This window comes from Caldisericum insulae (assembly GCF_047785965.1).
GTDB lineage: Bacteria > Caldisericota > Caldisericia > Caldisericales > Caldisericaceae > Caldisericum > Caldisericum exile_A.
Genome location: NZ_JBLOBF010000011.1, coordinates 23,598 through 43,460 on the forward strand (window position 1 = coordinate 23,598; position 19,863 = coordinate 43,460).

Annotated in this window: 20 protein-coding genes and 1 pseudogene; 6 read left to right on the top strand and 15 right to left on the bottom strand. The window is 33.0% G+C overall.

Going from position 1 to position 19,863, the window contains the following annotated elements:
- The 5 genes from ACMV0E_RS06780 to ACMV0E_RS06800 all read left to right on the top strand — a co-directional run bounded on the left by ACMV0E_RS06780 (position 1) and on the right by ACMV0E_RS06800 (position 3,827).
- Positions 1–369 (top strand): DUF1667 domain-containing protein, encoded by a 369-nt coding sequence (locus tag ACMV0E_RS06780; protein WP_416085629.1) that lies wholly within the window; start codon positions 1–3, stop codon positions 367–369.
- 413 nt (positions 370–782) lie between these two features.
- A complete protein-coding gene (locus ACMV0E_RS06785) occupies positions 783–1,799 on the top strand; it encodes an ABC transporter ATP-binding protein (protein WP_416085630.1) in 1,017 nt (338 codons plus the stop codon).
- The gene (locus ACMV0E_RS06790; protein ID WP_416085631.1) at positions 1,792–2,583 is read left to right on the top strand and encodes an ABC transporter permease; all 792 of its coding nucleotides are present in this window, start codon (positions 1,792–1,794) and stop codon (positions 2,581–2,583) included. Before ACMV0E_RS06785 ends, ACMV0E_RS06790 begins: the two co-directional genes overlap by 8 nt.
- Before the next feature lies 1 nt (position 2,584).
- Entirely contained in the window at positions 2,585–3,361 is a 777-nt protein-coding gene (locus ACMV0E_RS06795; RefSeq protein WP_416085632.1) for an ABC transporter permease, read from the top strand.
- Positions 3,362–3,374: 13 nt separating this feature from the next.
- Complete coding sequence (locus ACMV0E_RS06800; RefSeq protein ID WP_416085633.1) at positions 3,375–3,827, top strand: Ntn hydrolase family protein; 453 nt, start codon at positions 3,375–3,377, stop codon at positions 3,825–3,827.
- 63 nt (positions 3,828–3,890) lie between these two features.
- On the opposite strand, the gene ACMV0E_RS06805 is transcribed toward ACMV0E_RS06800, so the two are convergent.
- The 14 genes and pseudogenes from ACMV0E_RS06805 to ACMV0E_RS06870 form a co-directional block, all read right to left on the bottom strand.
- On the bottom strand, positions 3,891–4,772 hold the full coding sequence (locus tag ACMV0E_RS06805; RefSeq protein WP_416085634.1) for a nuclease-related domain-containing protein: 882 nt from the start codon (positions 4,770–4,772) through the stop codon (positions 3,891–3,893).
- Positions 4,772–8,224 (bottom strand): Eco57I restriction-modification methylase domain-containing protein, encoded by a 3,453-nt coding sequence (locus tag ACMV0E_RS06810; protein ID WP_416085635.1) that lies wholly within the window; start codon positions 8,222–8,224, stop codon positions 4,772–4,774. The genes ACMV0E_RS06805 and ACMV0E_RS06810 overlap by 1 nt, the downstream gene beginning before the upstream one ends.
- Complete coding sequence (locus ACMV0E_RS06815; RefSeq protein ID WP_416085636.1) at positions 8,202–11,555, bottom strand: helicase-related protein; 3,354 nt, start codon at positions 11,553–11,555, stop codon at positions 8,202–8,204. Before ACMV0E_RS06815 ends, ACMV0E_RS06810 begins: the two co-directional genes overlap by 23 nt.
- 175 nt (positions 11,556–11,730) lie before the next feature.
- The gene (locus ACMV0E_RS06820; RefSeq protein WP_416085637.1) at positions 11,731–12,189 is read right to left on the bottom strand and encodes an alpha/beta hydrolase; all 459 of its coding nucleotides are present in this window, start codon (positions 12,187–12,189) and stop codon (positions 11,731–11,733) included.
- 56 nt (positions 12,190–12,245) lie between these two features.
- Positions 12,246–12,518, bottom strand: coding sequence for a hypothetical protein (locus ACMV0E_RS06825; RefSeq protein WP_416085638.1), 273 nt, complete (start codon positions 12,516–12,518; stop codon positions 12,246–12,248).
- Between the two features lie 58 nt (positions 12,519–12,576).
- A complete protein-coding gene (locus tag ACMV0E_RS06830; protein WP_416085639.1) occupies positions 12,577–12,795 on the bottom strand; it encodes a type I restriction enzyme HsdR N-terminal domain-containing protein in 219 nt (72 codons plus the stop codon).
- A 208-nt stretch (positions 12,796–13,003) separates the two neighbouring features.
- Positions 13,004–13,099 (bottom strand): annotated as a pseudogene (locus ACMV0E_RS06835) (modification methylase); the annotation flags it as partial.
- Between the two features lie 9 nt (positions 13,100–13,108).
- Entirely contained in the window at positions 13,109–13,432 is a 324-nt protein-coding gene (locus ACMV0E_RS06840) for a DUF4352 domain-containing protein (RefSeq protein ID WP_416085640.1), read from the bottom strand.
- A 386-nt stretch (positions 13,433–13,818) separates the two neighbouring features.
- Positions 13,819–15,201, bottom strand: coding sequence for a stalk domain-containing protein (locus ACMV0E_RS06845; protein ID WP_416085641.1), 1,383 nt, complete (start codon positions 15,199–15,201; stop codon positions 13,819–13,821).
- Positions 15,202–15,259: 58 nt separating this feature from the next.
- Complete coding sequence (locus tag ACMV0E_RS06850; RefSeq protein ID WP_416085642.1) at positions 15,260–15,466, bottom strand: hypothetical protein; 207 nt, start codon at positions 15,464–15,466, stop codon at positions 15,260–15,262.
- Positions 15,467–15,874: 408 nt separating this feature from the next.
- Positions 15,875–15,997: a hypothetical protein gene (locus ACMV0E_RS06855; protein WP_416085643.1), complete on the bottom strand. Its 123-nt coding sequence runs from the start codon at positions 15,995–15,997 to the stop codon at positions 15,875–15,877.
- 1,006 nt (positions 15,998–17,003) lie between these two features.
- Complete coding sequence (locus tag ACMV0E_RS06860) at positions 17,004–17,258, bottom strand: hypothetical protein (RefSeq protein WP_416085644.1); 255 nt, start codon at positions 17,256–17,258, stop codon at positions 17,004–17,006.
- 163 nt (positions 17,259–17,421) lie between these two features.
- Positions 17,422–17,724, bottom strand: coding sequence for a hypothetical protein (locus ACMV0E_RS06865; RefSeq protein ID WP_416085645.1), 303 nt, complete (start codon positions 17,722–17,724; stop codon positions 17,422–17,424).
- Positions 17,725–18,531: 807 nt separating this feature from the next.
- Positions 18,532–18,909 carry a hypothetical protein gene (locus ACMV0E_RS06870; protein WP_416085646.1) on the bottom strand — a complete coding sequence of 126 codons (378 nt, stop codon included), beginning with the start codon at positions 18,907–18,909 and terminating at the stop codon, positions 18,532–18,534.
- 368 nt (positions 18,910–19,277) lie between these two features.
- Between ACMV0E_RS06870 and ACMV0E_RS06875 the strand changes: the two genes are divergently transcribed.
- Positions 19,278–19,469, top strand: coding sequence for a hypothetical protein (locus ACMV0E_RS06875; protein WP_416085647.1), 192 nt, complete (start codon positions 19,278–19,280; stop codon positions 19,467–19,469).
- Between the two features lie 64 nt (positions 19,470–19,533).
- Here the strand turns inward: ACMV0E_RS06875 and ACMV0E_RS06880 are convergent, their stop codons facing one another.
- Positions 19,534–19,713, bottom strand: a complete 180-nt coding sequence (locus ACMV0E_RS06880) for a hypothetical protein (RefSeq protein WP_416085648.1) — start codon at positions 19,711–19,713, stop codon at positions 19,534–19,536.
- Between the last annotated feature and the right edge of the window lie 150 nt (positions 19,714–19,863).

The window sequence follows — 19,863 nt, forward strand, 5'->3', positions numbered from 1 at the left end:
ATGGAGATAAGAAAATTTACCTGTCTTGGATGTCCTGTTGGGTGTTTGCTTACTGTTTATGTTGAGAATGGTGAAGTTGTAAAAGTTGAGGGAAATCAGTGCAATATTGGGATTGATTTTGCAAAACAAGAAGTAAAAGATCCAAGAAGAAAGGTAGCAACCACAGTTAAGATTAAGAATGGTGTTCATCCATTACTTCCTGTCTATACTGATGCTCCATTTCCAAAGGGTCTTATATTTCAACTTATGGATGAGTTAAGAAAAATAGAAGTTGAAGCGCCTATAAAGATGAACGATATAATTCTTGAAAATGCTCTTGGAACAGGCGTTAACATAAGGGCAAGCAGGAGTATTAAGAGAAAAGAATAAAATTTAAATCAAAAGTTTTCTTAACCTAAATTGAGCGATTTTTTATCACTCTAAAAAAACTCTCCATACGCTCTTCACTTTAATTTCGATATGCGATAATACTTACAGCTCAACTGAACTTATAATCGGTGATGCAAAACATGGTTTTTACTTGGGGAAGATAAAACAGATTCTTGAAAAGTACATTGAAATTTCAAATAACTACTGCTTTAATTGTTGGCTTTGTAGAATTTGTCCTGCCTGCTACATAACCGCGCTAAATCCTAATGGGATAATGGATGAACAAACTAAATTAAAAAAATGCAAGGTGATTAAGAAATTTTATGAAAGAGCATTTATGTTTATAATAAAATTGACCGAAGAGGAAAAGATTCATATCTTTGATTCATTAAAATTGCAAAACGGAGAAAAAGATGTATAAATATGTGATTGAAGTAAATAATCTCAAGAAAGTCTATAGAAGGCAGGTTAAAGAAGCAGGTTTAGTTGCAAGCATAAAAAGCATTTTTAAACCGAAGTATGAAGAGGTTGAGGCTCTAAGAGGTATTTCTTTCAATGTCCAAAGTGGCGAAATTGTTGGTTATATTGGCCCAAATGGTGCAGGAAAAACAACAACTTTAAAAATACTTGCAGGTGTTCTTTTTCCAACAGATGGTGAAGTTAGAGTTCTCGATGAAAATCCCTATAAAAGAACAAAACAATTTCTGAATAAAATTAGTTTTATCATGGCTTCTAGGGGCTTCCTTGAGGAAGTTGCATGGGACATTCCTGTCTCTGATGGTTTTTACTTTGTTAAGGAGATTTACAATATACCTTTTGACGAATATAGAAAACGAGTTAATACTCTTGTCTCAATGATGAACATTGAAGCGATTTTAAATACTCCTGTGAGGAACCTCTCTCATGGTCAGAGAAAAAAGGCTGAGTTAGTTGCAAATTTACTTTGGGAGCCTCGTTTGATTCTACTTGATGAACCTACTCTTGGACTTGATATTTTTTCTCAAAATGAGCTACACAATTTCCTAAGGAACTATGTAAAGGATCATAGTGCAACAATTATTCTGACAAGCCATTCTATGAAAGATATAGAGAGATGTGCAACAAGGGTAATAATGATTGATAAGGGGATTAAACTTTACGATGGGAACATAGAGGGACTTAAAAAGAGAATCTGTAATCGTAAATATATAAAAGTGTGCATAGAAGATGAGTTTGATAATAAATTAGATAAGCAAATACAACAAATAGATGGTGTAAGTATTATTTCAAAAGAAGAAAATTGCTTAACAATTAGTGTTGAAGAAACCATTGCGAAGGACATAGCAAAGAGGATCTTAAACCAATTTGCTGTCACCGATATTACAATTACTGAACCAACTCTCGAAGATTTGGTTTTCGAAATTTACAGTAAGGAGAATAACAATGTTTAGGGTATATTTAGAAGGAGCAGAGTGTGAAATCAAAAGAAGCATTCAATACAAAGTAAATGCGCTATTTTATCTATCTGTAGTGCTCATTCCACCGTTAGCACTTTTTTTTCTTTGGAAAAGCATACTTTCAAATGGTGGTAATATAGGAAGTTATGACCTTTCCGCAATGGTAACATACTTTATTGTTACACAATTCTTTGTTATGAACACACCGTATTCTGCTTGGATTGAAATTGGAGAAAGTATTAAGGATGGAACTTTTAGTCTTTGGCTTACAAAACCAATTAATCATTATCTTCTTTATCTGTTTAGGCTCATTGGTGCATGGGTTTTACAATGGATTTTTGGGATCTTGGGTGTTATAGCTATTTCTTTCATACTAAAAGGTTATGTTGTTATTCAAAAAGAAACATGGAGATATATTATGAGTGTACTGTTCTGGTTTGGAGGAATTGTAATTGGCTTTAGTTATGGTTATATCCTTAACCTGTTGAGTTTCTGGTTTGAAAGGAGTACATATGTGATTTACTTCTCTGAGGGAATTGTTGCTCTGGTTTCAGGTATGTTAATTCCACTTGATCTATTACCTGTAAAGAGGGTTTGGCTCTTCCTGCCATTTCGCTTCTGCGGTTATATTCCAGCACAAATATTTTTAGGAAAACTAACAATTAAAGAAATTAGTTTCGAATTTTTTTCAATGATTCTTTGGGTATTTGTATTTATCATCTTATCTGATTTTATTTTTAAAAGAGGATGTAAAAAGTTTGTAGCATCGGGGGGATAATATGCTGAAATTCCTGCGGGCGCTTTTTAAATTACGACTTAAATTAGATTTAGCATTCAGAATAGATATAGTTTTTAATTTTCTTAATCAATTAGTTTATTTTATAGGAGTATTGCTTCTTTTCAAGGCAATCTATCTAAACGTGAATTCAATCGGAGGATGGGATATAGGAGATATGTATATCTTGCTTGGAACCTATTTTATTCTTACTGAATTGTACAGTACGACATTCAGAGGCGGTCTTTTAAATCTGCCAGAAACTGTTAAGGAAGGAAACCTTGAGGTTTACCTTTTAAAACCTGTAAATACAATCATATTTCTTTTGTTACAAAAAGTGAATGTTGGGAGAATTTGGAGGATTCTTCCTGGATTGATATTGTTAACTTATGGACTAAAGATAGATTCAATTCATATTGGTCTAAATCTATTGCTTTATACAATTTCGTTTGTTTTTTCGCTTTTGATTTATACTCTTCAAGCTTTTTGCGTTAGTCTACTTTCCTTTTGGTTTTACGAGGTAAATAACCTATTCTACATTTACGATGATCTAATAGAATTTGCAAAGTATCCTGACTCCGTTTATTCAGGCTTTATTAGAAAGATTTTTCTTTCTGTGATACCAGTAATTGTATTTTCAAGTTTTCCTGCAAGAATTCTTACTGGCTCCTTAGACTTAAAAGAAAGCTTTGTATTTCAAATTATTTTGTTACTTGTGTTTCTTCTTACTTCATTAATTCTTTGGGAAACCGGGCTTAAGAAATATCAAGGAAGAGGATAAGTTTTAGAAAATTATGTCATTAATAGTATCAATTAAAGTTGACAAAAACATCATCATAGCAGCAGACACAAGAGTCCATTTTCCAAAAACTGGTTATTATTCAGACAATGCAAAAAAGATTTTTATCTTTGAAGGGAAAATTGCTATAGGTTGGATTGGAGATCAAGATTTTTCGCTTAAAACTATAGAAAACGTACTTTCCAACGAATTTTTTACAATGTTAGGAACAGACCTGAGAGATATATTATATCTCTCAAACTTGAAACCTTTCATAGATAATTCTGATAAGGCAATAAAATCATTAATATTTGTTTTCAAAGAAACTTCTAAGCACTTTGTAAATGTAAGTCCTGAAATTAATGTCTATGTACTATCCAAAAATGGTACTGTTTCATTGTCCGAAAAAGTTATTAAGAGTTTAGAAGTAGAAGTCTTTAAAACATCTCTCGTCAATAAAACTTCTTAATTCCCGACATCCACAACCTATATAACTATGTCGTCTCTGGAATATCCTATACTTACTGAAGCGTTATTTATTTTCTAAATAGAAGAAGAAAATTTTATTATTAGACTTATCCTGATAAACATTACTTACCTTGTAGGTCTTTGCGTATTCCTCAGCAATTTGTAAAGCTTCGTTTCTTGTTCCTTCAACCTTAACATACTTTTTACCTTGCTTAGTCATGCCTTCTTCAAATTTAATTTGGCTTTTTTCTTCATAGGGCTTTGCTGTAGACAGTTTTTCAACTATGGACTCAACAAGCTCTTGAGAAAGTTGTGCCCTTGGCTTATCTAAAATAAAATTAATAAATCCCAAAGCTCCCGAAACAACAGGAATTGAAGAATAATCAGCCTTAATCCAATCAACCTGTTTTAACACAATTACTGGATATATGATATCTTTTACTTGCTCATAAATTTCTTTTGCGTTATTTTCAAGCCACAACTTGAACAAATTAAAATGTCTTTTATGTTGTGCTGTTGGATTGCTAACTCTTTCCCATTTCCTGCCTTGCTTCATCTTCCACTCTTTATCACTTGCAAGAAAAGAGCCACTCCAAGTTTTTACCTCGATTAGGAAAATGCCTCTTAGATTAACCACGATACTATCTAATTGTATAAACTCATCTTTTGCCACTTCAAATACATAATCTGGAAGTACAAAAGAATCAGATTTGAGAAGAAGCCACATTTGATTTTTTAACTCATTTTCCCCACTAGAACCTATTGATTCGTTATGATACTGTTTTCTGTCGAACTTATCTACGGCAGTGTTACTGAAAAGCCTAGCAAAAAATCCGCTGTCATCGTTTTCTTGTACTTGTTGCCGCTCCCTTGCTATTTTTAGTTTTATCTTCTCATAGAACTTTTCTTTTATCTTTTCGTCCTGTTGGATTACTTTTGCAAACATCAGTTACCTCCTTCAATGATTTTTATCTCTTCGTCAGTTAAACCATAGAGTTGATAAACCAGCTGGTCAATTTGGCGCTCAAGATCAGATATATCAGCATCGGGGTTTTGTTGTTTTGCTTGAAGAATCTTGTCGACAAGAGATTCAATTTGAGGAACAATATTTTTGTTTTGGGAGGTGGCAAGGGGAATGGGAAATCTTCCTATGAATGTCCCTTTTATTTCTCCTTCTATTCCACCGCCCATATAAAACTTGTAAAAAGCGAATTTGAATAATTTTGAATTGAAAATACCTAAAAGAAATTTACTGTATTTTTCAGTAGTTATAAAATGCGTAGTTGCTTCACAATAAAAACCTTCGGGGACTAAGGTAAACTTAGGTTGTTGAGTTACCCTTTGCCACACAATCTTTTCCTTTTCAAACTCGGGATAGTAATCTGAAGCCCATCTTTGTAAAGCATACCATTCATATCTAACTCCTGTTTCATCTTTATTTCTATTAGACAACTGCTCTTTATAATTTAGTAGGTAGTTATAAAGTGTAGGAAATTGTTTTTTAAATTCATCCTCTGCTTTCTGCGAAGCACCTGATATTGTTTTGTCCTCATGAAGCGGAAAATGCCAGGGAATATATATCACCCACAACCCAGCCCACTTATAATAATACTTTCCAATGTCTCTCCCCCTTAAAACTGGTTTTATTATCTCTTCCGTTCTTTTTCTCTCTTCATCTGTTTTGCAATTTGCCAAAATCTCATTTCTTGTTTTAGTGTCAATTATAAACGCTTCATTAAAACCTGTTTTTATTCCATAATAAATTTTTACATCCCAATCTTTTAGCGGTTTGCCAATACTTTCTATTTTCTTTTTAAGGGCTAATACTTTATCATCTGCCAAAGTCCAAGCAGAATCCGATAAATCTTCCTGGCTCATCACAGACGCATTTCTATTAAAATAACCATACAAATCTTTCCCGTCAAAATCATCTGAAACATTCAAATAGAAAAACTCGTTAACATTAGCAGAAGGCTTCTTTTCAAAAACTACAATGTTTGTATCAACTGTAGCTTCAAAGACTTTATACCCACCAAAATCAATTATCTCTTTCAATATCGTTTTTTCTTTCAAGAATTTCCTGAGTTTTTCTCCATACTTTGCTCTCATCCACTTGTTAGACGAGATAAATGTGAGGATACCGCCATCTTTAAGCAAATCATAACCTTTTTCATAGAAGTAGGTGTAAAGGTCAGATGTAGAATTAAAGACAAAGTATCCTTGTTTTGCAAGGTTCTCTTTTTGGTCTTTGATTTTTTCCTGCCTTACATACGGCGGATTTGCAATGACAATGTCAAAGCCATCTTTTGCGCTTGGAAAGAAATATTTCACATTGAAGAATTTGACGGGTTTATCTAAAAAAATATTCTTGTAACTGTCCCATAGTTTCATTTGATAGCTCAAATCATTAATAATTTTATCCTGTGGGGGTGTTGTCTTCCGCATTCTCCCGTCCAACGATTTTCCCCGATACTGTATCTCTTCACGTTTTTCGCTGACTTTTTTGTCTATTAACTTTTCTATTTTACCTCTTAAATCCTCCTTTTTCTTGCGGTCAGAGGCATAAAAATAATTATTGGTAAGCTCTTTGAGGTCATCAAAATATGTATCCTTGATAAGCTTTGTTTCATCTGTTTCGTTTATCTTCTCGGCTTTCTCCACATCAATGAGTGAGTCTGCAATGACAAACTTGAAATCAAGGTTTGGTAAGGGCTCTACTCCCGAGTTATGTTTTGATTTATCCACTTTTATATCAACTACAAGGGTTAGAAAAGACCTTAGCCTTGATATTTCTATTGCGATGGGCTGGATGTCGATGCCGAAGATTGAATCTCTTAGAATGCCAAGCTTCCTCAAATAGTTTTCCTCTTCGCGCTCTTCTGACCATTTTTCTTTTGTCTTTTCTCTCAATGTAGGATCATCTATCTTTGAGAGTTTCTTCTCAAGCCAAAGTTTATTGTCTGGGTCAACTTTCCTTAAAACGAGAAGCAGCTTTTGCAGCAAACCCATCGGGAATGCTCCAGAACCACAAGCAGGGTCAATCACTTTGAGCTCATCAATTGCATCGATGATTTGCAATTTGTCATCATCTGTTAAATCTATTTCCTCGCTCTGATACGACAAAAGGTTGTCAATGATTTTTTCTTGAAGCTTTGTCTTGTTAAGAAAGTAATACTTTAGGCTTTTGGTTACCATATAGTCCACAATAACTCTCGGCGTGTAATAACTGCCTGTGAGCTTCCTTGCGGTTTCTTGAGTCTCTTCGTTAATTTCTGCAAGAAGGTTCTCAAAAATTCGCCCAAGCATTTCTGGGTCTATTGAAATTTCTAAATCCACAGGAGTGCTTTCATCTACGGTAAAGTTGTACCTGTCGAGGATTTTAAAGAGATCTTTGAACCATTTATCGTCTATTTTTACGGAAAAATTAATCCTTTTGCTAAAATCATTTTGCTTTGAATCGTAAAAATCTTCGTCTAAGCGTGACTCAAAAAGACCGCCATTGAGAAAAGGAATATCTTTGAATAGAGAGTTTTGCTTGAAAATTGTTTCTCTATCTTCAATCCTTTTGTTTAGGACTTCAAAGAATAATGGTTCAAGAACGCTATGGTAATAACTATTAGAAGTTCTTAATTCAATAGGAAGCATTTCTTTATAATTATCTACCGCTTTTGCAGAAAGAACAGAGTCACTTATCAGATCTTTCTTTTTGAGAAACCATAAGAATATGAGCCTACTTAATAATTTGATGGCAAAGATTCGTTCAACCTTAGGATCCTGCGTGGGCAATTTGAGGATTTTAGAATGCTCTTCCTCTTTATTTCCTCGTTTGACCTTACCACCTATAAGCTCATAAAATTTGTTTGCAATTTCCACGAAAAAGTCTTTGGTAACCTTTTCTACGCTGAATGCATTTACTAAATCCTCTAATGTGTTTTGTTTTCCTATTATGCTTCCAAGTTGGGTGCTTGCAGTGTGAATGTTTTCTTGTCCCACAACATAATAATATCTTTTCGCTTCGGAGATTTCTTTATCAACGCCCTTTTCGCTAAGCTTATATGAAACAGTCACAAGAGCAATCTTCCATTTTGCCTCGTTTGGCGTGTGGTAGGCAACAATTGCGGCTTCTACTACTTGCTTTTGCAAATATTGAGCAACAAGATTCCTCTGAAAAGTAGGGGAAGATTCAACATTGCTTTTGAGCTCTACATCAAGCGCAAAAACACTTTTCCCGTTCATTTTGCTTTTGCCAAGGAAGCTAAAAGAGGAAACCTTCTCTTTTTGAGAATCATTTAACTCTATTGTACCTGTTTGTTCCTCAAAGTTTGGAAGTATTTCTTTTACAAGATACAGAAAATTTGCGCGTGAGTAAGAATTCTTAAGATAAGCTTCGAGATTCATCAAGTCCCTCCTTGAATACGCTTGAGAGTATAACCTTTTTATCTGGTTTTTCTTTAAACTGTCTCATTGAAGAATAAACATATTCATCACGAATCAGTTCTAAAAGTATTTTCACTTTCTGGGTTGGCTCAATTACATTTTGCAGTTTTTTGTTAGCAAGTTTTACTATATACTGAGAAATCGCACCTGCCTGAAGCGCATCTTTCAAAGTATTTAAATATTCAACATGCGTTGCACAGCTTAAATCGTTAATAAGTGCATTCACAATTGGAAGCAGTTTTTTTGTTGATTGTGGCAAACGTCTATTTATGTCAGATTCAATTGCCATTTGAAGGTCTTGTTCAAACTGCTCATTGTTCTTCCTAAACATATCATAGAAAAAATCAGGGATACGGTTTGCAGGTTCAGTTGGCTTAGCTTTAATCATATTGAAAGCGTCAATCGGAGCAAGCTCAATTGTTTGAGCCTCACCTGTCAAATAAAATTTGGGCAAGTTGCCATATTTAAAGAATGTTATTACTTTATTTTCCTTTGCAAGCCTTGTTGCTCGCGCTTTGATGGGTATATGCTTAATTTTCTCGAAGAGCTCACGATTTTTATCCCTTATACTTCTTATTTCTTGTAAATACTTAAGTTCCGGGTCGATTTCAGCTTCTTCATAAGTTGATATTTTGTTCATCAAGTCAAATATTCCAGTAGTGTTGGATGTGTCAAACTCGGTGAGGTATTTTGAATCTGCGCCAAGCGTATTTATGAACATCTCAATCTTTCGAGTGGCTGCGGCTTTAAGGAAGATTTTGTTTTCTGTTTTCTGCGTGGGAAAGAAGTTGTAAATATAAATCTTTCCTTTGGAGCCTACACGGTTTATTCTACCAAACCTCTGGATTATCCTTGTCGGATTCCATGGTATGTCATAATTAACTATTGCCGTTGCCTTATCAAGGTTGAGGCCCTGCGAAAAAACATCAGTTGAAATTAATATCCTGAACTTATCTTCTTGCTTTGGATTCCTTGGGTCGAAATTCCTAACGGCTACTTCAAACTCTGCTTTTGATGACTTGCTTGAGATTGCAATGAAAGTACCTTTTAGCTTTGGGTCTTTTTCAAATTGCTCTTTGAGATAGTAAAGTGTATCTTCAAATTCAGTAAAGATAATTAATTTTTGCTTTCCAAGAATTTCGTCACCTAAGAGAAGCTCTCTCATCTTGTCAATTTTTGGGTCAACTGTTACTTTGTCCCAACGAGCCTTTAGGTCTTTAATGATATTTATGTCATTCTGAAGATCTTTTTTAAATTTTTGTTCAAAATATTCGGAAGGGATCCAGAAAACTGCCTCGTCTCTTTCAACTTCTGTAATCTTTTGTTCCAACTCATCAAGATCCATCCTGGCTAAGTTTCCAATGATATTTTTACCTCTTGAAAAAGGAACTTTACCCTTTTCATAAAGCGATAACAACATTTCATAACTTTTAAGCATATTTGCAAGGGTTTTTCTAAATGCTTCAAAGGAGCTATCAAGCCTTTTCAGAAAGAGTGTCCTCATAAGACCTGTGAGAAGTGCTTCAGACATTTTCTCAAAATCCAAATCTTTTGTATCTATAAATTTGTTTTCCCATAAATAGTCAACGCCATCTGTTTTAAGATAGGATGTAAGTTTATACCTTGCATAAGTAAGAGTTTTATCATTTCCCTTTGTACTTTTAGATTCGATTGCCTTTACACTGTCTTCAAAAAGGTTGTCTGTCTTCTTATCGAGCTCATAAAACAAAGGCTCAGGGTCGGATACTTCAGGGAATGTAAGCCCCTGCTTCTCTATATCATCATGGTAAAAATCGAGAATATCCTTCCGAGTTCTACGCACCATTAGATGTTTAATTACTTTGTTCTTGATATCATTCGATATATCTTTTACCAATGATTTTATTGAATCAACGCTTAATGCACTATCCTTTTGTTTGAATTTAAGTTCCTTATATTCCTTTGTTATATCGCTAAAAAAATTATAAAGGTTCTTAAGGTCAGGAATCGTGCTATTAAATTTGTTTTCAAATAAATAAAGTTCGCTTGCTATATCTTGTGGTTCATTGTTCAAAGGCGTTGCAGTTATAAGCACCACCTTTTTGCCCGCACAAAGCTCATGCAGCACTGCATAACTCTCAGTATCCTCATTTCTGAATGTGTGTGCCTCATCAATAAAAATTAGTTTATACTTTGAAAATCTATCGAAGTCTATTTTATCAAATTTAAGCATTCCTGAAGATATTATTTTTGGAAATACCCCAAAGCTTTCCATTACATTTTGCCAATAATCCATTAAAAGCGGAGGGCATACCACGATAGGCCTCTCTGCCAACTTCTTTGCAAGAAGGCTTGCAATATATGTTTTGCCAAGACCTACAACATCGCTAATAAAAACTCCCCCATGTTCTTTTAATATTTTTTCAGCCTGTAAAACCGCTTCTACTTGATATCTAAATTGCTTGTACTCCTTTGGAAAATCAATTGTTGCAAGGTCGTAATCAATAACATCCTTAAAATATTCGTAAAGCGTTTTGAGATAAATTTCATAAGGAGTGAAATCATCTTTAATATAAGTCTCGTTCTTGATGGTTTTTATAAAATCGCTTGTAAGGGGAATGCTTTCTTTCCATAGTTCTTCGAACTTGCCTTCAGCGAACTCTACGTCAGGTTTATCCTTGAGCTCGACATTGAACTCAAGGTTTTCAGCAAGCCCTGCGGCAGAGAAATTGCTTGAGCCAGTTATTACTTTGCCATAATCCTCTGAGCCTTCTTTTTTAATCATAATATATATTTTTGCATGAAGTTTTCTGTCAGGGTAGCCTCTTATTTCGAGTTTTCCTTTTTCGAGGTATTCCAAAAATTTGTATATACCTTCTTCTATTTCTTTCTCGGTTTCTGAATTTTCAAATTCACTTGTTATAAGTTTTTTGATTTCCTTCTTGATTTCAACATCTGTTAATGTGCCTGAAGCTGATGAATATGTGAATTCATCTGTTCCCATACCTACGATTATCCTTATCTTTTCGACACCTTCAAGAGACCGCCATAATTTGTAAAAACCCGTAACAAAAAAATAGCCAACGATTACATCAAATTGCCTGGTATTGTTTGAAAGGATCGCTTTAAACCTATCAAATGTTGTGACTCCATCTCGGTTTGTAAAAAAATGTGTATCAGTTCCTTTCACCTTTTCCTCCTTATTTTCGTGCTCTAACTTTATTTTATAACTTGCAACAGAATTTGCAAGAATTGGCATTAAATCATTAAAGAATCTATTAAAAATATAGACATTAAGATAAACAATATTCACAAAGCTATTGAGAACGGGTTCAATCAGAACCTGTTTGGAGAACGATTAGAAGAATTGAAGATAAAAAAGAGGATTTATTAAATGAGCTTAGGGGCTTGAAGAACGAAGAGGCAGAAACAAAGAAAAAAGCTATAACAAAATGTGCTAAGAACCTTTTAAGTATTCCAGCGCTTCATCAAGATTTTACTCCCTTTCTTGCACTGCTTTCAAGCAACGGAATGTAAAAAGAAAAGTCATCTACAAGGGGGATTACCAGAATGAATTTTCTAAAATTTAAAGAAGTGCCTCCGAGCACGAGGTCAATTAAGCCAAAGCTTGCTCCTTGGGAAGCACCTGCAATGATAATCTCTTCTTCAACCAGACTGTGTTTTTCTTTTATCTCCATGATGTGGCCTAATACTTCCTTTTTCCATTTTTCCCAGTCATACCAGCAGTATCTTTTTGTACCAAAAAGTTGAGATGATTGAGGAACCAGGAGAATATAGCCTCTCTTTAACACATGCTTCCAATGAGTGCTGAACTCCTCTGTATTGCCTCCTTTCCAGTGAAGCGCAACAAAAAGAGGATATCTCTTTTTGTTATCAAAATTATCCGGATGAAATACAAGCTTTTCTGGTTTTGGACTTTTTTGCATTTCTTCATATATTTGAGAAAACTTTTCCAATAACTCTCTGAACTCTTTGCGCTCCCTTATCGATTCAAAGTCTTTTTCCTTCTCAAGTTGCTTTGGCGACCAAAAATTCCCTCATTGAGTGAACTTTTTAGAATCTCAATAGCTTTATCCCCGTTGTGCAGGACAGAGTTAAGGTAAGCAAGCCAGTAAGAAGTATCTGAAAACCTGTCTATAAATTTTGCGTGGGCTTCTTCCGCAATCTCCAGTGCTTTGCTGTAATTACCTTCACGGTAAAGATTGAAGACTTTCTTGCGGAATCCTTCAAAATCCTCACTTTCCACTACAATCAACTTTCTTTAAATTAATAGCTTACATCCTTGCCAGTATTATATGAAAAATCTTCCCAGTTCAATACACATTTGGATTGTCCAAACCATAACAAAACGTAAATTTTGAAACCTTTTTTAATGTAAGACCTTCTGCCCTTTTCTTTTCTCTGCCGAAACTTACTGATTCTTCAGCCTTTATCTTTTCAATTGGATATCCATAATTATCTGTGAGCTCAAATAAGAAAAGCTGTCTAACTATCTCTTCTGGCCTTCTTTGGCTTTTATTTTCATCGAACAATAACTTTTCTTTTCCACCTGCACCGTGGCTTTTGATATACCACTCGCCTTGCGATTTTTCATATACATCTAATTTAGGTAAGTGTAAACTTAGAAGAGGAATTTCAGTCTCAGCACTGGGAATTATTTTATTAATGATATTGTTTTTATTCTATCATTCATCTTTTTATCTCCTTAATGAAATTATATTCCGATTTTTAAATCCTTCAATGAAATGGAGAGTCAAGATAGATAAGGTCAACAGTTTTATCTTCAATCTTTTCCCTTAAAACTTCAAGGTTATCGCCGAAATAAAGTGTGTTCACTCGTGTCTCCTATTTTAGCACAAATTGGAGAGTTTTATTGTTGAAGTTTTCGTCGTACTCTCCTGTATTGTAAATAAGCATAAATGGAGTATCTAAAACTGTCTTTGGGACTTTAAAGAATATCCAATCTTCACGCTCTTTTCCGGGAACAAGATTTGCATCTTCAAATACCTTATGTTTAGCAATAGGCGGGAAATCGCAACTGTAGGTATAGCCTGTGTAGTCTTTTAGAGAAAATTCAACTTCAAACGCCCACTTAAAATGCTTACCGTTGTTCTTTACCTTAACCAGCACTCCTATAATTGTTTCACCTTCTTGAGGTTTTTTTGCCATTCATTGGTGACTTTTAAGTTTTTTTCAAACTTTTCGACTGTAATCACATACATATCACTGTATTTATCAGTAAAAGTTTTACTAACAGGAAACACATCTTGACTCTCGGGAGAGACAACGCTTGCTTCACGCACATTTGTTTGGGGTGGATTCTGTGTATTGTTGGATAGCTTTTAAACCAGTAGATTCTGCTTTCCCTGCTCAACTAATCGCTTAAGCAAGTAATTCTGACTAGTGTTTTAGTAGCCAGTAAGAATGAAAATTCCGATTAAAAAATAGTAAAAACAACTTTTTCATTTTTCAATCCTCCCTCTCTTATTACTCATTGTATTATTTCTCTGATTGTGAAAAAAATGAGTGTCAGTATGGTGCGTTTTCCTCATATATCACGGGTATTTATAAGTATCAATCAAATTGCCACTATTGTCATACAGATAAGCAGTATCTCCATCATTATTCCATATGGCAGAACTTGATCCCCAATAGAGAGAGCTTGAGTTTGGTGTTCCACTTCCCGAATAAACTTTGACGGTCTCCCCGTTATTAAGCACAAAATCTGGAAATATGAATTTATGGTGCGCTTTGTCTTCTAATGTGAATCCTTTTAAGTTCACTGAAGTTGAGCCTGTATTTTTTATTTCCACCCATTCTCCGTTAGGATTTTTGTTGTCGTCATTACCTGCCGTTGTGTAGTGTATACTCGCTATTTTTACACTTACTGCAGCTGCTTGCTCTTCTTTTGGATACTTTATCGTTATCGTTTTTGTGGTGGCATTCCAATCAACTGAACAGCCGAGAGATTCTGCAACGAATCTCAAAGGAAGCATTGTTCTGCCGTTTATGATTTCAGGGACAACTTTGGAGTTGGTTGGATCAATAGGCTTAGTTATTCCATTTACAGTTGCAGTATTCTTTCCAATCCAGAGCTCTATGGTGTTTGAGGAAAGTGTTATGGTTACTTTTCGAGCTACTCCATCCCAACTGACTGTACCACCAAGTGCTTCAATGATTGCTCTTATTGGTAATAGGGTTCTCCCGTTTTTAATAACAGGGGGTGAGTCTAAGGTGTTTGAAATACCATTTACTGTAAATGAAATATTACCTATTTGTAATTGAATAATAACAACCCTTTTATTAACGAGTGAATTAACATATAAAGATCCATTTAAATAAAGATATAGAGAATTATTATATATTTTTATTTTTGCCCAACTTTCATTAAAATCTAAATTTCCTGAAGGGTATTTAATCCAATTTCTTCCTTCGTCTTGGGAATAAAATATTCCTTTTTCGAAATCACAAAAATATATAGTTCTCTTTATTGAATCAAAAACAAACCCTGCATAATAAGAAATTTTAGAGAAATCAAAATTTGTATTTACAAAATGTGTATTTATTCTTTGCCAGCTTAAACCATCACTTGATTCATAAAGATTCTTATCTATACCCAATGCCAATAATTTATTTTCTATCCTATCAGGCATGCAATAAGGCTGTGCTTTGCTAGGCATAAAACGAGGTATTTTTTTAAAAGTTTGGCCCTCATCAAAACTAACTAATAAATCTGTGTTATTTACACTAATAAATAATAGACTTTCGGAATATCTAATCGTTCCTTTTGGGAAAAAAGCCAAATCTATTACTCCCAAATAATAAGGATAGTCTTCCCCTATCCCCTTTCTTACTGAAGCACTTAAATTTTCCCAAGTTTTACCACCATCAATACTTTTATATAAGCATCTATTTTCACTGTTTCTTCCTGCCCTCAATCCAACAAAAAAATATTACCAGCTGTCCAAAAAGAATCGATTGAGGTTTCTTTAAATTCTACAATTTTGTCGAATTGAGAAAAATCCGTATTTTCCATATAGATCTACCACCACTTCCACTTCCGTTAAAATACCAGATTCCATTAATACAAAACACTTTGGTACTCAACATATTTTCCCATGGTTGTATTTCCAACCATAAATCATTCCAAGTAATTCCACCATCAAGAGAATACTTGTCAGGTCCCAAAAAACTAGTAACCATTATGTGATTAGAATTCAATGGGTCTATCTCAAAATCAGTAAACATGACAAGACTAGGATAACCGATTCTTTGCCAATCATTATTGGCTTTAATCTCAACTATCCCTCCTGCTTCTAATATAAAGACTACAAGAATCAGGATAGTCAATACCATCGTTACAAATCTTTTAATTTTAATCACCTCCCTTTCTTCCCTCTCTATGATTTTTATTTCTAATCTTTTCTAACTATATATAAACCTTCTAATTTTTAAATTAGAAGGATATTTTTCTATTTTTCAAGGTACTGTACTTATTTTAACTACTTCTAGTTAAGCATAAAAAAATTGCTTTGTCAAGTAAATATTTAATACAGGTAAATTACTAACTCATTGGCTATTTTAGGATTTAAAGCAGTAGTAATGAGTTGTTTAATTTCTTCTGGTTTTACCTATCTCTAATACTTTCCTCCTAATCATTAATTCTTCGTCTTTCTCATTTAGCACTACTCTTAAATTAATAAATGTTTTTGATTCTTTTTCTTTATTTAACATAATTTAAAGCATAATTTAAAAAAGAGGTGTTTATTATCACCTCTTTAATATTTCGCTGTAATCGCTAATGCTTCTTCTAAAGATATGAGCCCCTCTAAAACGTCTTAAGGTATGAGGGGAGGCGGGCACTAATTTATTTTCTTCTTTTGAGGGATAAAATTGTTTTCTTATCGCTTCGGATTTTTGTGCCAATTTTTTTAAATGTTTGGTAATTTTAAACTCTAAATTCATAATACTTTTAACCTGCAACTCAAAAGTTTGAATTATGGACTATAGAATCTAGAATATAGAATATAAAATAGGGAATAAATTTTGAATTCTTAAATCTTAAATTTTATACTCAATACTTCATTTAAAATTTAGTCTTTAAAATTTAAAGAATAATAGCATAAAACTTATTACTTGTCATTATATTTTGATTTAGTATTAGAAAAATTAATTAAATCAATTAATTAGAATTTAAATAAAGTAAGCTTAATATTTTTGTAGTTTCTTTATGATTAGGGTTTCTTTCAGCATTTATCTTTTAATTAATCCCTTTAGAAAAGCTCCTAAATTAGGAATAATCTCACGCCAGATAGGAAGATTAATAGCTTTTACAGCTTTCAAAGAAAAATCATCAGTAGCAGTTTCACCATTTTTACCAGTGCATGTTAATTTGAAGGAATGAGTACCAGGGGGTAGTAATTTTAAATAATTAAGTATAACTAGATTGAGAAGTAGAAATTGAATAGGTTTTAGGAGGATTACCCCAATTATCATCACTAGTAACAATACATGTAGTACAAGAATCATTAACTGAGAAGTATCCATATAAGCAAGTATTAACAAAAACTAATAAAGGATTTTGATCGGAGTTATCTTTATTATTAATCTCAAATTCATAAATCTGACAAGGTAAAGAAGGAAGAGTATTTCCAACATTAATTGTTACAGCATTACTTTTAAGAGTGATAGTAGAATTAACTTGTACTTCAGTATAAATATTATAAACTCCTGGCTTAAGCTATTGATATTGTAACTGATAACTTGTATTAGATTGGGCATAAACTGGTAAACACAAATATTTTGAAATTAATAAAATTAAATTAATATTTTCTAAAGTTTTAAAAGGCATTTCTCCTTCAGGAGGCCACTCTTCTCTATTTTGTATTATACATTGTTTTAATTGCGGCATTGCCCCAGTAATTACAACTTCCGGTGGTGTTATGACCATGCAAACGCCATCTCTTACTGAATAATCTTCTATATGCCAATTCATTATGGGGCTATTAAAGCCAACTCTACCCCCTGTTAAAGTAGAAGTAAAAATAACTGGCTCTTCTATATTGACCTAAGTTTTATCTGCTTCTAATAATAATTTAGCAGAGTTAGTATCATTACAATGTGACTCACAATAAGATTTTGTTTGATCAAAAGGTATACTACCAAAAGAATCGTCCTAAGGAAAGTTTAACACATTTGCCATTAACACATCCAAAACTACAATTTCCCCCATTACTATATCCATATCCACAACAAAACTGAGATAAACCTACTGATTTCGGATCACAACCGGCAAAAAACCTCGAAGGATTAGATACATAATCCGCACAACTCGTCGTTAAACACCCATATTCACCTAGCCCATGACCCCTAAAACCATGTTCAGTCTCTTCTGGTAATACAACACACCCTGAAACAAGACATAGTGGCATACAAACCTTTTGGCACGTCTCTAAACTCATGCCTCCATAACTTTGAATTTCACAAGTATAAGTATTGAAATTACATGCGTATTTATTATTTGTATTACCACAATCACTATTACTACTACAATGAAGCTTTGCTTGTATCATCACTATAATGAGTAGTATCACAAGTAGAACCACTACAGCGATGAACACATTTTTTATCATAAGTGTTAGTAGTATAAGAACCAGAAGCACTTTCTATACAACCCTTATTAGAATCACAGGTGTATTTTTTAGATGAAACACAATTACTATCACTAATACAACCTTGTTGGCCTTCTTTTGGAGCCCCAACTACATTTGCAATTAGAACAATGATTGCATTCACTACTTAAAGTGCCTGTTTCCTTGCTACAAGTATTTATCCCTTTGCCACCTACCTTTATACATCTTCCATCAGAAGAACATCCTAAATGAAAACAATCAGAATCTTGTGTGCATTGACAGGTAGTGCAATCATATTTTGCCGTCACGGCATCTGATTGATTTATTTGTTTGCACTCGTAATTATCGCAAATAGTAATACAGCACACCCCATCGGCCAATCAGCTTTTTGGTAAAATCCACATCTGGAAATATTTAAACTCTGGCAGAAATCATCAAGAATTAAAGCTTTAACAAAATTTGAAAAGAAAAAATTAGTTATTAGAACAGTAAAAAATATGATTAGAAAAAATGAAAATTTTGAATAAGAATGTCGCATAAATTTAAATTATTTGTATATAATTTATTATATTAAAAATTAAAAAGCAAAAAATTTCATAAAAAAAGGGTAATTCTACCCCCCCATTAATACAAAAATTAATAAAAAACAATAATGTAACGCACTTCTAATGACGGATTTAAATAAGCATGAACCTTGTCTCCTTCCTTTAACTCTTCTATACTACCTTTTTGCACGGTGTATGTTTGCACTGTACCTGTAGAGCTCTTCATAAACCATTTTTCCACTTTAACATCTTTACATAATTTCAATTTCAAAGTGATACTAGCAGAATCTGTAGATTTAATAGTAATACTGTTACTGTCCTTGCTTTGAAGAATCCCATCAGCGCTAACTACTATTACTTTATTAGAGATCACCTGTTTTACAGTATTATAACGAGTGTAAAATAAAAATGAAATTGCCACTAAAACAACAATTACTAATACTAACAACACATTACTCAACTTTTTCATTTCTTTCACCTCCTTTCGTTTTTGTATATTATTTTATAATATATTTTTCCTTGACATATTTTCAATGTACCAATATAGTTATACTCTTTTAATCTTTATTTGTCAAGGGAAATAAATGTTAGACGTATTTTTTTATTTTATTGTTAAAGTTGTGTTATAAATAGGAATTAAGCTATTAGGATTAGTTAATAGTAAAGAAGTACTTCTGATTTAAAGAAAGATTAGGTAAAGTACTAATAATACCAAGATTTTTTAATTGACTTATATCGGGATAATCGGCGCAAGCATTTATTTGGGTGTTATTTTTATTAGTGATATAAAAATTATTGGGGAAAATATAAAAATTAGTTAGAGATAGGGGCCCATAGTTGAGACAAACTTTTAAAGGAGAATTTAAAGATGGTAAATCTTTCTTTTTTAAAGAAGGAAGGTATTTGGAAGTAAATACTTTAGTGGCATCTAAAATAGTAATAATAGTTTTATTAGATTTTAAACAAGAAGTTATTTCATTTGAAGAGATGAGTTGCACTTCGTTACTATTTATTTCACAAAAGATTTGAGGAGGAACAAAACTTACTTTTTTGCCTTCAAAATTAGTAATTTCTTGTGGTTGATTAATATATCTTAAACATTCTTGGTACCATAATTCTTGTTGAGAAATTGGAGGATAATAGTTGTAGTTGTTGTAGTTAAAGTAGGTTTTCTTAATAAAAATTGATTTTTATGAAAATATACTACAATAATTATAGCAATAACAATGATTATTGCGCTTAATACAATTATTTTATTTCTTGTTTGAGACATATAATTAAATATTAATTTTTAATTTTATAATTTTTAAATAATTTCTTAATTTTTAAACAATGAATTTCTACCTATTTCAACTGTATTTCTATATATTTCTATGTATCTTTTTTATTATACCTCTTTTTTCTTTGTCAAGCAAATAAATAA

What these genes read in the sequence shown, in the direction of transcription:
- ACMV0E_RS06780 (WP_416085629.1), top strand. Translation starts at nt 1, where the DNA reads ATGGAGATAAGAAAATTTACCTGTCTTGGATGTCCTGTTGGGTGTTTG.
- ACMV0E_RS06785 (WP_416085630.1), top strand. Translation starts at nt 783, where the DNA reads ATGTATAAATATGTGATTGAAGTAAATAATCTCAAGAAAGTCTATAGA.
- ACMV0E_RS06790 (WP_416085631.1), top strand. Translation starts at nt 1,792, where the DNA reads ATGTTTAGGGTATATTTAGAAGGAGCAGAGTGTGAAATCAAAAGAAGC.
- ACMV0E_RS06795 (WP_416085632.1), top strand. Translation starts at nt 2,585, where the DNA reads ATGCTGAAATTCCTGCGGGCGCTTTTTAAATTACGACTTAAATTAGAT.
- ACMV0E_RS06800 (WP_416085633.1), top strand. Translation starts at nt 3,375, where the DNA reads ATGTCATTAATAGTATCAATTAAAGTTGACAAAAACATCATCATAGCA.
- ACMV0E_RS06805 (WP_416085634.1), bottom strand. Translation starts at nt 4,772, where the DNA reads ATGTTTGCAAAAGTAATCCAACAGGACGAAAAGATAAAAGAAAAGTTC.
- ACMV0E_RS06810 (WP_416085635.1), bottom strand. Translation starts at nt 8,224, where the DNA reads ATGAATCTCGAAGCTTATCTTAAGAATTCTTACTCACGCGCAAATTTT.
- ACMV0E_RS06820 (WP_416085637.1), bottom strand. Translation starts at nt 12,189, where the DNA reads ATGCAAAAAAGTCCAAAACCAGAAAAGCTTGTATTTCATCCGGATAAT.
- ACMV0E_RS06840 (WP_416085640.1), bottom strand. Translation starts at nt 13,432, where the DNA reads ATGGCAAAAAAACCTCAAGAAGGTGAAACAATTATAGGAGTGCTGGTT.
- ACMV0E_RS06850 (WP_416085642.1), bottom strand. Translation starts at nt 15,466, where the DNA reads ATGGTTACTAGTTTTTTGGGACCTGACAAGTATTCTCTTGATGGTGGA.
- ACMV0E_RS06855 (WP_416085643.1), bottom strand. Translation starts at nt 15,997, where the DNA reads ATGTTAAATAAAGAAAAAGAATCAAAAACATTTATTAATTTAAGAGTA.
- ACMV0E_RS06860 (WP_416085644.1), bottom strand. Translation starts at nt 17,258, where the DNA reads ATGAATTGGCATATAGAAGATTATTCAGTAAGAGATGGCGTTTGCATG.
- ACMV0E_RS06865 (WP_416085645.1), bottom strand. Translation starts at nt 17,724, where the DNA reads ATGAGTTTAGAGACGTGCCAAAAGGTTTGTATGCCACTATGTCTTGTT.
- ACMV0E_RS06870 (WP_416085646.1), bottom strand. Translation starts at nt 18,909, where the DNA reads ATGAAAAAGTTGAGTAATGTGTTGTTAGTATTAGTAATTGTTGTTTTA.
- ACMV0E_RS06880 (WP_416085648.1), bottom strand. Translation starts at nt 19,713, where the DNA reads ATGTCTCAAACAAGAAATAAAATAATTGTATTAAGCGCAATAATCATT.